Genomic DNA, 13,375 nt, shown 5'->3' on the forward strand with positions numbered 1-13,375 from the left:
ATCGAACTCGGGAGGGCATTTGGTGGGTGTTAGTCTAGGATTTCGATTCCGCTGATCTTGGCATTCTGGTCTGGGCTACCTGGGGTTGCTTTGATTCGAATGATGATCATGCCGTTGGCGTCTGGTTGGACGTCTTTGTACTCGCGTACGACGGCCTTCTTGGAGCCTCCGGCGGCCTTGAAGATATCGAAGTCTTTGAGGATGATCTTGCCGTTGAGGAAGACATCTTCGATTCGCATATCTGGGCTGTCGTCGAAAACCTCCGCGAAGTGCAGTCGGACGGTGTAGCCTTTGCCCTTTGGCACGGAGAACTTGTAGCTGAAGTCCTGTGCGTAGCGCTCGCTCTTGTAGATCTCTTCAGGTCCTGAGTTTGGCGCGCTGGTATCGACCTTCATGTTGCCTCGGCTGGTTGAGCCTTCCATCATGTTGGGGTCTGGGATGAAGTCGCCGACTGGTTCGTCCGAGCCGCAGACGATTCGGATTGGGAGCGTGAGGACTACAGGCTTGTCTTCAGCTGGTTCTGGAAGTGGGCTGTATTGGTAGCCCGCTGGCATGGTCGTTGGCGGTCGGCTTTCGAGAGATGCTCCCCATGCCTTGTTTGGCTGTGGGCCCATTACGAACTTGAGCGTGCCGCCTTCGGTGAGCTGCTTGTGTGAGATCCAGCTCTTGTCGTATGGCTTGCCGTTGAAGGTTGCCGACTGGATGTAGATGTTGGTTCGGCTGTTGTTCTCGGCAATAACTGTGAACTTGCGTCCGCCGTACTTCGACTTATCGAGATCCAACACGGCTTTGTCGAAGCGTGGGCTACCGATGATGTAGATGCCGCTTGCTGGGTTCACGGGATAGAAGCCCATGGAGCTGAAGACGTACCATGCTGCCATCTGTCCGCAGTCGATGTTTCCGCACTGACCGGCTGGGGTGTCGTTGAAGAAGAGATCCATGGACTGTCGGATCCGTCGTTGCGACTTCCAGGGTGCGCCTGCATAGTTGTAAAGGTAGGCCACGTGATGGCACTGCTCATCGCCCTGCGAGTACTGACCGATGAGGCCGGTGATGTCGGGGATGTTCGTGTGGATGGTCGAGTCTTCCTCGAACATCTGGTCCATTCGCTTGATGAAGCCCTCGTCTCCGCCGTAGAGACTGATGAGACCTGGGACATCTTGCTGCACGCCAAACATGTACTGCCAGGCATCTGCTTCGGTGTATTCGTCGCCGACTAGGCCGCGGGTGTCGAACGACCCTCTCCAGGCTCCGTTGGCTTTGCGGCCACGGAAGAATTGGGTGGAACGGTCGAAGTGGTTTCGGTAGTTGGTGGATCGCTTGTAGAAGAGTTCGGCGTCTTCTTTGTGTCCGAGGGCTTCTGCCATTCTTGCGATGCACCAGTCGTCGTAGGCGAATTCGATGGTTTTAGAAGTCGCTTGGAATCCGGCTCGGGATGCTACATAGCCTAGCTTCTTGTAGGTATCGAGTCCGTCGCGGTCTTGCATGGCCGTGTCGCGGATGGCTTGATAGGCCTCTTCTGGATCGAATCCCTTGAAACCTTTGAAGTAGGCGTCTACGATGACAGGTACTGAGTGGTAGCCAATCATGCACCAGGTTTCGTTGCCCCAGAGCGGCCAGATGGGTGTGCTGTGGTAGCCCGATTCTTTGTGCTCTGTGATGAGCGACTGCACCATGTTTGAGACTTCGCCTGGGTTCAGTACTGTCATCAGTGGGTGAAGTGCGCGGTAGGTGTCCCAGAGTGAGAAGGTGCTGTAGTTCTGGAAACCGGCTTTCGGGTGGACCTTGTGGTCGAGCCCCATGTAGGATCCGTCTACATCGCTGAAGAGGTTCGGTGCGATGTAGGAGAGATACAGGTTGGTGTAGAACGTGCGTTTGAGCTTGACGTCTGAGCTGTCGACCTTGATGGCATCGACACACTTGGACCACTGCTTTTCTGCGGCCTTTCGGACGTTGTCGAAATTCCAGCCTGGGTTTTCTGCTTTCAGGTTCTTGCGGGCACCTTCGACGCTTGTAGCGGAGATGCCGACTTTGACGAGGATCTGCTCGCCTGCTTTGGTCTCGAAGTGGAATGCTGACTTAAGCTTGCCGCTCAATTCGCCAGTTTCCGATCCTTCTGTTAATGATCCATGGACGGTTCCACTCGTTGGCTCTACCCATGCGCTCTTAAATGGCTTGGAGAACTGAAGCACGTAATAGACGAACCGTTCGCCGCCCCATCCGCTGGATTTGCGGAAGCCGGAGAGTGTGGTTTTGTTTTCTACCTTTAGCTGCGTGTCGATGACATCGTTTTGTACGCCGTGGGATAGATCGAGCACGATGCTGGACGTTTTGCTCGCTGGGAACGTGTAGCGATGGAATCCCGTGCGTGAGGTTGAGGTGAGTTCTGCCGTGACGCCGGGGGTGTCGAGGAAGACTTTATAGTAGCCAGCCTTAGCAACTTCTTTGGAGTGCGAGAAGGCGGAGGTGTAGCCACTCTTGAGAACGTCTTGCTTGACGCTCGGCATCACGAGGATGTCGCCTAGTCCGCCGCAGCCAGTACCCGAAAGGTGGGTGTGGCTAAAGCCTAAGATCGAGGAATCCGTGTAGTGATATCCTGAACATCCGTCCCAGGTGTCAATCCGTGTATCCGGGCTCAGTTGGACCATTCCGAATGGAACTGATGAACCTGGGAATGCGTGACCGTGCCCGTCTGTTCCGATCAGGGGATCGATGAACTCTACAGGGTTTTGCTGGGCTGCTCCAGCCGTCACACACAAGGCCAAAAGGCCAAATGGCACAGCTTTTTTGAAAACGTTACGAGCTATTGCTCTGCGACTAGCTACCATACAGCCGGATGTTACCGCTATTGAATTAATGAAGGCACTGATTTATCAACTTAGTGGCTTCTTGGCACTGTTTTAGGTGAGCTAGCTTATTTTCATCGATACATCTATAATCTTGCGTATGGTTTCCGCCCTGATTGCCATTGTCCTGACCAAGTCCTCTAGCCAACCTATTCTCCGGCAGGAGCCGGAGCGTCCTGAGTTCAAACGAGTTCGAATTGCTGGTTTGACCGAGTTGGGGGCGTACCGAATGTTGAATGACCTGACCACGAATGTTGGTGGTCGGGTGAGCGGGTCGCCAGAGGCAGCCAAAGCTGTGGTTTGGACCACAAAACAGATGAAGGCCATGGGTTTGCAGAATGTGCATCTTGTGCCTTGCATGGTTCCGCATTGGGTGCGTGGCAAGACCGAGAAGGCGATCATTATTGGCCAAAGCAAACCTCTTGCCGTTTGTGCTTTAGGTGGCAGTGTTGGGACGCCTAAGAAGGGTTTAGAAGCCGAAGTGATTGAAGTGAAGTCGCTTCAAGAAGTAGCGTCACTAGGTGCTAAGTGTAAGGGGAAGATTGTTTTCTACAATCGTCCTTTTGATGCAACCTTGACGAAAACATTTAGCGCATATGGTGGAGCGGTAGACCAGCGAGTGGCGGGGCCATCGATGGCTGCTAAGTACGGAGCGGTGGCCGTGGTGGTTCGGTCAATGACATTGGCGAAGGACGACGCTCCTCATACGGGTGCGCTGGTGTACTCGCCTGGCAAGAAGATCCCGGGAGCGGCGCTCGGGATTCAGAGTGCGGATCGGCTTACTCAGGCTTTGCGGAAGGGTCGGGTTAGACTTCGATTGATCTTGAGTTGCAAGAACCTTCCGGATGTTCCTTCTGCGAGCGTGGCGGGTGAGATTGTTGGGAGTGAGTTGCCCAACGAGATTATTGTGATGGGTGGCCACCTGGATAGTTGGGATCTGGGGCGTGGCGCGCATGATGATGGGGCTGGGATTACTCAGTCGTTGGAAGCGGTTCGGCTTTTGAAGAAGTTGGGATTGCGGCCTAAGCGGACGATTCGAGTGGTGGCGTTTATGAATGAGGAGAACGGCACTCGGGGGGCCAAGGCGTATGGGGCGATGGCGGCTAAGTCGAGTCAGAAGCACTATGCGGCGATTGAATCGGACTCGGGTGGGTTTATGCCTCGTGGGTTTGGCGTTTCGAAAGCCAAGTTGGAGACAGTGAAGGCTTGGGAGCCGTTGTTCCGACCGTTTGGGATTGAGCGGTTCACCGAGGGTGGTGGGGATGCTGACATTGCGCCGCTCGCACCGCTTGGTACGACGTTGTTTGCTCTGGAGCCTGAAAATCAGCGGTACTTTGACTATCACCACTCTCGGAACGACGTGATTGCCAATGTGAATGCGCGGGAGCTTGAGTTTGGGGCTATCTCGATGGCTTTGCTTGCGTGGCTGATCTCTGAAGAAGGTTTGTAACCGCTACTTCGTCGTAAACAGTTCGTCGATTAGCTTCTGGATCTCATCAGTTGGAATGGTGGTGAGGTCCAAGGCAAAGGGGAACTGTTTGTTTGCCAGAAAATACTTGAGCATGTTTCGAGTGTTGAAGTCGAGGGTTCGGTTCTTATATTCGATGGCTAAGTGGGCTATAGATCCGTTGGCCGGACCGTTTGGTCCGCTAAAGAAGCCTTCGCCGGAGGTTGGAATATTTTGTCCGGGCTTCCATGGGAAGAGTTCTAGTGAGCGCATTGCACCAGCGTTCACGGTCTTTGATGCGGGCTCGACATAGATGGTTGAAACTCTTGCAGAGAGCCGGTTGAGTAAAGATGTTACTTCTGCTCGGTTTTTGTTAGAGAGGAATGTGTCCCAATCTTGGAGGATGGTTCTCATTGCTGGTTTGGGCTGGTCGGTGCCATCGTAGATGGAGCTGCCACCTCGCATTGCGTCGTCCAAGAAAAATGGCTGGCGAAGGTCTACGTAGCCATTCACCATCTCCCAGGCAATGTCGATCGGATCGATGCCCTTCTCCCGCAGGAAGGCGAGGCGCTGAGAGACGGAATAGCCGAAAAGCTGCGCTTGGGCAAAGCTCCTGGAATTTGGGACCGATCTATCGCGACTTCCTTCGTATCCTTTGGGGACGCAATTCAGAACGTAGATGCTTGAAATGCCCGGGACAGCGGCCAGCTCGGCGATGGCGTTTATGTGACTTTGCAGATGTGGATCGCTTGGGGTGATTGACTCCTCTATGAGGTCCTCTGCTTCGCCTGGTATTTGCTTGGTCGAGGTTTTCCAGGTCGTGGATTTGGCAATTCTGGTTCGAAGTTGCTCGGCCCGGTCGCCTAAAAGTGTTCTGTCTATGTCAGAACTTGAAGGGTTTTGAGAAGCCCATGGATGGATGACGAGACTTACGTTGATCCCAGCCTGTTGTCCTAGTTCTACGGCCTTGGAAAGGACGCTAAGGCTTCGAGTTTGGACCGCGATGTTGGCAATTCCTTTCTTCGTGAGCGCTGGGATGAGGGTTGTCAGTTGCGATACCTCCGAAGCTGCGATAAAGATGGAGTTTTGTTTTGAGACCTCGGTTAAGACGACGGGGGTACCTTTTGGAACCGAAGAGTCTACTGGCGGCTTCGGAAGACTTTGAAGCTCCCTGGGAGAACTTATGCCCTGGCTCTCACAATTGAGACGTTGGCCAGATGGGAGGGTAAAGCCAAATCGATAGTCGGAGCCTAAGACAACATTGTTTCCATCGAATTTCTGCAGTCGGTACATCTTGAGCTGGCTGTTGACGAAGGTCTGCATGGCCGGGGTGAGTTGGGTGAACGGTGTCTTGACGTCTTTGGAGTTTGAATCGTTGGCTTTAAGTACGGATTGAAGAGCACTTGTCGGTGCCAATGGGTTGTTTGCACTGAACTTGACCTGGGACATCTTGCCTGTGGCAGCGAGTGATGCTAGAAGTTCCGAGCGTTTTCTCCAGATTTCCTGTTGGATTTCTTCTCCCCAGATGCCGTGAAGGAGCTTTCTGGTTCCTAATCCGATGAGGTCTGAGCAGAGGACGTATGCGGTGCCCACCTTGCGATAGGTGCCGGTGACGGCCATTGCGAGTGATTGGAGGAGGTCACCGGCGCGGGCAGATTGTCCGGAGCAACTCACTTTGAGGTCGGCCACGCGAAGATCGGCGTGGATTTCTGCTCCAGTTGCGGTGCTGATCTTTTGAAGAAGTTCCTTTACAGTTTGGGAGCTCTTTATGGGGACGGTTGTGTTCCATATTGCCTCGCTGTAGGTGAGTTGGCTTGGCTTAAGCTTGTTGGGGACGGACTGTTTGACCTGCACTCCGAAGGTGTCGGAGCGGTTGTAATCCGCGTCATCATTCCGCATGTAAAGTGTCTCGTATGGCCCGCCGGAATGCGGCCAGGGGTGAAAGGTGGATCTGCCGCGACCACTTTGATCGGAAACATCAAAGTGGATTTCTTTTTCGACACGGAGTTTGACGCCTTGGCGGTCCTCGTCGGAGAGTGTCGTGTTTTCGGTGTTGGTTGCTGTGTCTCCTTGGTCATTTAGAGTTAGCTGGGTCCACTTGAACGGATTCGGCAGTATCGAGTTGAAGACGGCTTTTTGGTCCACATTCAGATCTGAGAGGCCGATTCCGGCTCCGGTGACTTTGTTCCATTGGGAGCCTGACAGGGTTGAAAGGAGATAGAGCACCTTCACGTTCATGGGTAGCCCGTCGTACATATTGGCGGGTTGTTTGAAGGTGTCGTCTATGACAACCATGTTGGTTGGGACTACTGCTGAAAGGGTGCCTACGGTGACGAGTTTCCGCTTGAAATCCGCTAGGCTTTTGGGCTTGCCCTTTATGGATACGTCTTCTGCATCCAACGCCAGAACCTGCCCGGGGAGGTGCGTTGAGGCGAGATACTCCGCGAGGGTCGTGCGGTTCTGCGACTGCGCCGAGGCGATGCTCAGATGTGAGGCGACGCAGATGGAGAGCAGGAATTTCAGATGATCCATATCGGTACTGTGCCGATCATATCACGGTCCTCTCCTGCTCCCCTTGGGGATGGGTCCTAAGTGCCTTCAGTCTTCGTCGCTGTTCTTTCTCTGATTCTTGGCTGGCTTTGCGTCTTTGGTGGGTTTGTCTGCGTCGTCGCCAGTTTTGTGCGCTTTGTCGATATCGAACCCGCTGTCTTCATTGACTCTGAGTTCTATCCAACCGCGCTTTTCTCCGAAAATTGAGGGGGCCGACTTGTCTGAGCGTTTGTGCCAGACCTCGTGGAGGTTTCGTCCGGTTTTCTCGACTTCGAAGAACATGACCATGTTGGGGTCTTTGAGGTCGGCTAGTTTCTTGCCTGCTAGTTCGGAGTTGTATGCGATTCCCGTCGGAGGTTTCTTGCTACAGGTCCATTCACCGTCTACTGGGAAGCTTTCAAAAATGGAACGGGCTTCTTTACTATTTTCGCTCTGGGTTACTTTGCGGAACGTTTCTTTGATGTCGTCCTGCCATGTCTCTGCTGGTGGGAACTTGCCATGTTCCTTCTCGTACTGCTTCATGGCTGTTTGTGCTTCGCTGAGTCCCATTGCGCACCCGGCCATTGGAGAGACCTGATTCCAAGCCCAGAAGGATCCGCCGACTAGGACGATCGCGGGAAGGACACAACAGAGGGAAACCACTGCCACCACGATGCCAATGATGAGGCCGACGTTGGACTTCTTGGGTGCAGGCTGGTACTGCTGACCATAGGCGGGCGGTGGAGGAGGAGTGCGGTTTTCCATATTCTTTGCTCTCTGTGGGCTAGGGTCGGATATTCAGCATTTGGTCTGGCGTGACAAACTCAAAGTTCTTCTTTCGAACCGCTTTGATGATTGCCGGAAGGATGTCTAAGGTGTTTTGGGATCCGTCGTGGAGCAGGACGATTCCGCCAGGTCCTATCTTACGCAAAGTTTTATTTAGGAGAATGGCATCGCCTGGATTTTCGTAGTCTCCTGGGTCGTCTGTCCATAGAACAGTTGTCAGTCCAACCTGGCTGGATGCTCTCAGGACTTCCCTGTTGTAGTCGCCTCCGGGTGGGCGGCAGTATCGCATTCGGACTCCGGAGATGCTTTCGATTAGGTCGTTGTTGGCACGATATTCGATCCATGCGTCGCGTGGCCTGATCTTGGTGAGGGTGACGTGGCTGAAGGTGTGGTTGCCGATGGTGTGCCCGCCATCGCGGATGGCTCTGATGAGGTTTGGATACTGCTCGGCCATCTTGCCGACCACGAAAAAGGTGGCTTTCACGTGTTGATCCTTTAGGATCTTGAGGAGCTTGGGCGTGTAGTCGGGGTGAGGGCCGTCATCGAAGGTCAGCAGGATTTGATTCTTGGTTCGGTCGCCGTGGCGGAGCGTGTCTGGGGTGAAGCCTCGACGCTTGTAGCGCTCTTCCTGGGCTGCGAGTTCGGCTGGTGATTTATAGACCTCTTTGAGCGCCATCTGCCAATAGGGGTCGTTTTTCTGCTCTGTGGCTGTATTGATGAGCGGAGGCTTTGCTTGATGTTTGTGGGAAACGCCGTGACCGCTGCCCGAAGAGAGGGCTAAAGCTAGGGCAGGCAAGAAAAAGTGCATGTGCTTTAGTATTCCCTCATGTGGGTGCTTATTGGGTACGCGGATGGAGGCTTGGAGGTTTCAAGAATGTTCGTCCTCGTCCACGACGGTGCGCACGACGACGCCTTTCATTCGAAGTTCGACGAAGATGTAGATGACGGCGTGGGCGGCCCGGACGATGGCGCAGGCTGGGTTCCAGTCGTCGATAATGACGTCTTTGAGGGATCGTCGGGGGAGGCCGCGGAAACGGTGAGCTTCAATAGAATCGACTGAGCCGTAGATCACGATGGCGTCGACGGCGTCAACGGGTTCTGGTAGAAGGCCTTCGATGCGAGTGTCCCAGTCTCGGAACACGACTTCGTCCACGAAAAACCGGTTCCCGAACGATGCTTTGGGCAGGCCGAAGTTCTGAAGGAACTTCTTGTGCATGTGGCTGGGCACAAAAGCGTCTTGAAACTCTTCGAAGGCCTGTGCGGCCTCGTCGTCCGACAATCGGATGGGGGTGCCCCACTGTTTTTTCCATCGCACCAAGCTTTTTTCGGGTGTTACATGATTGCTTGGTTTGGCCATTCCTTATTTTAGACGATTGACCAGCTTCGGCACGGGTTTACCTGGGTGGGCGTCTTGCCAGAGGATGCTGAAGAGGAGTCCGGGTTGGGATTTGTCGTAGCTGGAGAGGTCGAGTTTCTCGCTGAGCTTGGCTAGAACGGTGCCTTTGGGGTTCCTTCCTTGCAGGTCGACTTGGGCGGGTCTTGCGATGTAGGGTGTGAGGTCTGGCTTGGAGGTGAAGCAGTTCCACATGGGTGTGGCGTCGCGGTCGTGGGCGACCATTGGGGGCAGTTTGAGGATCTTTTCCATGGTTGCCACCATGGAGCCGGTGCAGTACATGGTGCTGTCGATGACTTGTTGGCGGACGTAGGGGGAGATGAGTAGGCCGACGGTGCGGTGGCTATCGACGTGATCTGCTCCGTCTTGAGCGTCGTCTTCGATCACGAAGATCGCTGTTTCTTTCCAGAACTTGGATTTGGAGATGGCCTCAACCATTTTGCCGAGCGCTAGGTCGTTCGAGGCGACTGCTGCGTATGGAGTGAAGTTGCCTGCTGAGAGTCCGGCGGTGTGGTCTTCGCCTAGGGACATCACCATGAAGTTTGGCCACTTGCCTGTTTTCTCGCCTTTCTTTAGGTCATCGATGAAGACATTGATCTTCTCGTAATCTCGCCCTTTGTGGATTCCCCATTCGATGCTTGAGTGGCCTTTTAGGCTCTCGACTCCGCGATAGACGGGTGGGGAGTTGGGGGTGGACTTGAATTCGCCGCCTTCGCCGTAGCTTAGATAGCTCTTGCCGTGCTTCTCGCAGTTGTCCCATAGGTAGCCTGCGGGGCTGACTGACATGTTGAAGTCGTCGTCTTTCATGTCGCCGCGATCGCTGTAGCTCACGGGATATTTTCTTTGCGTGAAATCGGTGACGTAGGAGCCATCGCACCAGTGGTGTCCGTCTTCGCTGACTTCTCCATCGCAGTAGAGGTTATCTAGTGTGACCCAGTGCTTGGCGATTGCGTGGCCGTTGGGTGTGATCTGCTCGCCATACATCAGGAGCGAGGTGTCTCCGTTGGCTCCGGGCAGATCGCTCATCACTTGGTCGTAGGTTCGGTTTTCGCGGATGACGTAGACGACGTGCTTGATCTGTTTCCAGGCTTGCTCTGCTTCTTTCTTCTGTGCCGGATCGATGTGTTCCAGGCCGGGGCGTCCTGCATTCTCGCGGACTGTGGCGGTGTAGTTCTTCAGTTGGGCGTCCGTTGATAGGTCGACGACGCTAATGCTGCCGGCGAGCGTATCGCAAATGTAGTCGTACTTGAACTTGCCGTCGTCGCTCACTACGGGGGCTGCGGTTGCGTGGACGCCTTTGTTCGATCTTGACTTGAGGCCCTTTCCGTTGCCAATGTAGAGTGTTCGGCCATTTGGGGTGCAGGCTACTGTGGTTGGGTACCAGCCGGTTGGGACGAAGCCTTTGATGACCATGCGCTGGGGCTTGCTGACGTCGAGAACGGCGACGTTGTTGGCGTCTGAATCGGCGACGAACAGAGTCTTTCCGTCTGCAGTGATGGCGCAGGAGGTGGGTGTGGCGCTGAGTTGTTTTCCGCTCACTTGGAGGAATGCGGTGCCCACTACTTTGCCGTTTTGGATGGCAGATAGGGAGTCGGTTGAACCGTTGGTGACGAACAGCGTTCCATCGGGGGCGTAGCTTAGGGAGTTCGGGTGCGTTCCCACCTTGACGGTGCGAAGAACATTGCCAGAGCTTGAGTCGAGGAAGCTAACCGTTCCTGCTCCCCAGAGTCCAACTGCCACTTCTTTCTTGTTTGGGCTTAGGGCGAGGGCGAAAGGACGTCCTGGGAGGGACAGGGTCTTGGTGCGTTTTCCGTTGCTGTCTAGGGTGACTAGCTCGTTTCGGTTGATATCGGCAACGAGTAGGTCTCCTGATGGGAGTTGAACCATGCCTGTTACCCATGAGCCTTTGGGAAACTCGGAGAATTGGGTTGGCTTGGAGGCGGTCGTGAGGTCGATCACGGATACGCCCTGATCTGCCGACGATATGAAGGCGCGGTTTCCGGCGATCACTAGGCCTTGCGAGGCTTTGGGCATGCCGACCGTGGTGACATGCTTTGAGTTCAGATCGATGATCTGGAGACCGTGGTCGTGGAATCCGCCTGTGACCACGTAGAGCTTGGTTTGATCGGCGCTCGGCTGGATCTGGACGGGCATATCTCCGGGTAGATCGATGGCATCACCGGCTGGATGGATGCGGTCGCCTTTGGGGAGGAACAGTCCGCCACCTGGCAAGGGTTGGTTGGGCCACAGCATTGGTCGGGCGTACCATGCCGCTCCTACTACAGGAAAGATACACAGACCGAGAACCAGTTTTCGCCAGGGTAACACGAGGCCAGTGTGCTTGCCTGATGTTAACGGCTTATTAAGCTCTTTCATGGTTGACTGCCTTCACTTTGGGTCATTACTTTACGAAATATTTATATAACTTTAAATACTATTTGTGTTACAGTTCGGTAGGTGGCAACCACCTCCGGAGGACTCATATGAACGGAACTATGGCCCTGCTTTTAAGTAAGGCCACCTATCTTCCTGATAGTAAAGAGATCCAGACAACCTTGCATAAATTGGGTTGGAATTTGGTCTGGATTGCGAATCAGGACTATGACGGAAACTATGCCTATGTGGCCCGGAACATCCTGGATGAATCGGTCTATGCGCTCGCTATCCGTGGGTCGGAGTTTGACTTCAGTTGGGACGCCTTTTACAACTGGTTCCAGCAGGACCTCAACGTTTTCGAGCAGGTCGACTGGACCTATGGAAGCGATTCGAATGCGATGATTGCTCAGGGGGCGGCAGATGGCTTGAACAACTTGCAGCAGTTGGTTTGCACCACTCCGAGTTGGTCCATGGATCTGCTCCAGTATGTTTTGACGCAAGTTGCCGAATCTGATAAGACGCTGCATGTGGTTGGGCATAGCTTGGGTGGGAACCTTGCGACTGTTGCTGCGCCGTGGCTTGTTTATGAGATGGAGCAGGCTGGGAAGAGTCTCCCTGCGATGAGTGTGTACACCTTTGCCGCGCCCGCTGCTGGGAACACCTACTTTGCGAAGGAGTATGACCGACTGTTTGCAGGGCGATCTTGGCGATATGTTTTGGACGTTGACATTGTGCCGACCTGTCCGGTGTTTGGATCGATGTATGGCATGTCGTATTGGTATTCGCCTGGTCCTAACGCCGCTGAGATCGCGACGCTTGAAGGAGTGACTCTTCAGGAGGCATTGGCGACCTATGCAGCGTCGATTGCAGCTTCCGAGGTGTATTACGAGTCGGTGTATCAGCAGACCAATTCCAACGGCGGGTTCATCACGCTGGAGTCGACGACTTGCAATAAGTGGACACAGAACACGCTGGATGACTGGTTCTGTAAGGCTGCTTGCAACCATGAGGTCGCCAGCTATCTTGCTGCGATCAAGAAGGTTGAATCAGAGATAGCTGCGGCAAACTCGCCATTCCTACTCTCTTGAGAGTTCATTGGCCGGGGAGGGTGCCTCGGCCAACTTTAGATCCTGATTTCGATCAGATCGCTGAGTTCGTATGACTCGCATGGTTGTACGATTTCGGGGAAGTGGGTGGCGTCTGAGAAGCCGTCTTTGAGGAGGCGTGTTTGGTACTCGTGAAGACCTTCCAGCATCGATTCGTCCATGTGGTAGGCCATGACGTTTTCGAAGTAATCTCGGACTGTCTCTTCGGGCCAGTGAGCTTGTTTCATGGCCCTTGCCACCATGGTTTCTCGGTTGCGGCGGATAAAGTCTTTCTCGCCTTCTTGTTGGAGACCCGCGCATGAGGCCGCTTGGTTGAGCCACCAGGCGAGTTCTGGGTTGACGTGCTCGCCTCCGATCCATGCTGCCCATACAAAGGGTTTGCCGGTGAGTTCTAGCCACTCCTGTCCGAGATCCATGACGTAGAGGCCAGTGCCGTCGGACATCATGCCGATGTCTCCGATGAGGACGCATGCATCGCACTTCTCCAGCATCGTCTTTAGGTCTGGGGCCATCTCGGTGGTCACGAAGTCGGTTGTGTGTCGCTCGCGGAGGAGGATTTGGGCGAGTCGGTTGCTAGTCATGGAGCTTCGATCTAATGCGAGTGATCGAATCTCATTGAAGGGGACGCTGGAGAATAGGCGAACGCTTTTGACTCTGCTTCGTGTTCCGATGCAGACACCGGAGACCATCTTTCTGTTGGGGACTCTTAGGGCGTCTACGCTGGAGACGAGAATGGCTTGGACGTCGCCTGAATCGAGTAGGGCTGGAAGTCTGGAAGGGACGTCGTAAACCACGCTGACTGGGCTTGCTTTGCCCATCTCCTCGAACATTGCCACTAAGGGGATGGCGTTTACGTACGATACGCAGCCGACTCGAAAACTCATTTCAATTC

At 54.3% G+C, this 13,375-nt stretch carries 9 protein-coding genes; 2 read left to right on the forward strand and 7 right to left on the reverse strand.

What is annotated here, in order from left to right; all coding sequences use genetic code 11:
* Positions 1–29: 29 nt before the first annotated feature.
* Positions 30–2,780, reverse strand: coding sequence for a GH92 family glycosyl hydrolase (locus tag ACZ51B_RS08125; RefSeq protein WP_464296738.1), 2,751 nt, complete (start codon positions 2,778–2,780; stop codon positions 30–32).
* Positions 2,781–2,946: 166 nt separating this feature from the next.
* Between ACZ51B_RS08125 and ACZ51B_RS08130 the strand changes: the two genes are divergently transcribed.
* On the forward strand, positions 2,947–4,296 hold the full coding sequence (locus ACZ51B_RS08130; RefSeq protein ID WP_464296739.1) for a M20/M25/M40 family metallo-hydrolase: 1,350 nt from the start codon (positions 2,947–2,949) through the stop codon (positions 4,294–4,296).
* A 3-nt stretch (positions 4,297–4,299) separates the two neighbouring features.
* On the opposite strand, the gene ACZ51B_RS08135 is transcribed toward ACZ51B_RS08130, so the two are convergent.
* The 5 genes from ACZ51B_RS08135 to ACZ51B_RS08155 form a co-directional block, all read right to left on the reverse strand.
* On the reverse strand, positions 4,300–6,825 hold the full coding sequence (locus tag ACZ51B_RS08135; RefSeq protein ID WP_464296740.1) for a hypothetical protein: 2,526 nt from the start codon (positions 6,823–6,825) through the stop codon (positions 4,300–4,302).
* A gap of 66 nt (positions 6,826–6,891) precedes the next feature.
* Positions 6,892–7,587 carry a hypothetical protein gene (locus ACZ51B_RS08140; protein ID WP_464296741.1) on the reverse strand — a complete coding sequence of 232 codons (696 nt, stop codon included), beginning with the start codon at positions 7,585–7,587 and terminating at the stop codon, positions 6,892–6,894.
* Between the two features lie 19 nt (positions 7,588–7,606).
* On the reverse strand, positions 7,607–8,416 hold the full coding sequence (locus ACZ51B_RS08145; RefSeq protein ID WP_464296742.1) for a polysaccharide deacetylase family protein: 810 nt from the start codon (positions 8,414–8,416) through the stop codon (positions 7,607–7,609).
* Between the two features lie 60 nt (positions 8,417–8,476).
* Positions 8,477–8,926: a hypothetical protein gene (locus tag ACZ51B_RS08150; protein ID WP_464296743.1), complete on the reverse strand. Its 450-nt coding sequence runs from the start codon at positions 8,924–8,926 to the stop codon at positions 8,477–8,479.
* A 42-nt stretch (positions 8,927–8,968) separates the two neighbouring features.
* Positions 8,969–11,254 (reverse strand): bifunctional YncE family protein/alkaline phosphatase family protein, encoded by a 2,286-nt coding sequence (locus tag ACZ51B_RS08155; RefSeq protein ID WP_464296744.1) that lies wholly within the window; start codon positions 11,252–11,254, stop codon positions 8,969–8,971.
* Between the two features lie 242 nt (positions 11,255–11,496).
* On the opposite strand from ACZ51B_RS08155, the gene ACZ51B_RS08160 reads away from it, so the two are divergent.
* Positions 11,497–12,465, forward strand: a complete 969-nt coding sequence (locus ACZ51B_RS08160) for a lipase family protein (protein ID WP_464296745.1) — start codon at positions 11,497–11,499, stop codon at positions 12,463–12,465.
* 35 nt (positions 12,466–12,500) lie between these two features.
* On the opposite strand, the gene ACZ51B_RS08165 is transcribed toward ACZ51B_RS08160, so the two are convergent.
* Positions 12,501–13,367: a menaquinone biosynthetic enzyme MqnA/MqnD family protein gene (locus ACZ51B_RS08165; RefSeq protein ID WP_464296746.1), complete on the reverse strand. Its 867-nt coding sequence runs from the start codon at positions 13,365–13,367 to the stop codon at positions 12,501–12,503.
* Positions 13,368–13,375 lie beyond the last annotated feature (8 nt).

The sequence above is a fragment of the Fimbriimonas sp. LA-C6 genome, assembly GCF_055398105.1.